Here is a 684-nt window from a genome sequence, read left to right on the forward strand (position 1 = left end):
TGTGCTTGCTGATTGGCTTGCACTTGTTGACGCTGACTCAGATGCGCTTGTGCTTGCTGATGCAGATGCACTTGTTGATGCTGATTCAGATGCGCTTGTGCTTGCTGACGCTGATGCACTTGTTGATGCTGATTCAGATGCCGATGTGCTTGCTGACGCTGATGCACTTGTTGATGCTGATTCAGATGCCGATGTGCTTGCTGATTGGCTTGCACTTGTTGACGCTGACTCAGATGCGCTTGTGCTTGCTGACGCTGATGCACTTGTTGATGCTGACTCAGATGCTGATGTGCTTGCTGATTGGCTTGCACTTGTTGACGCTGACTCAGATGCGCTTGTGCTTGCTGATGCAGATGCACTTGTTGATGCTGATTCAGATGCGCTTGTGCTTGCTGACGCTGATGCACTTGTTGATGCTGATTCAGATGCCGATGTGCTTGCTGACGCTGATGCACTTGTTGATGCTGATTCAGATGCCGATGTGCTTGCTGATTGGCTTGCACTTGTTGACGCTGACTCAGATGCGCTTGTGCTTGCTGACGCTGATGCACTTGTTGATGCTGACTCAGATGCTGATGTGCTTGCTGATTGGCTTGCACTTGTTGACGCTGACTCAGATGCGCTTGTGCTTGCTGATGCAGATGCACTTGTTGATGCTGATTCAGATGCGCTTGTGCTTGCTGA

Annotated in this window: 1 protein-coding gene; it reads right to left on the reverse strand. The window is 50.3% G+C overall.

Annotated elements, in window-relative coordinates; all coding sequences use genetic code 11:
• The coding region (locus tag GEZ84_RS10625; protein WP_194252077.1) for a hypothetical protein at nt 1–684 on the reverse strand (684 nt) is incomplete at both ends.

It is taken from the genome of Streptococcus mitis, assembly GCF_009496155.1.
Classification (GTDB): domain Bacteria; phylum Bacillota; class Bacilli; order Lactobacillales; family Streptococcaceae; genus Streptococcus; species Streptococcus mitis_BQ.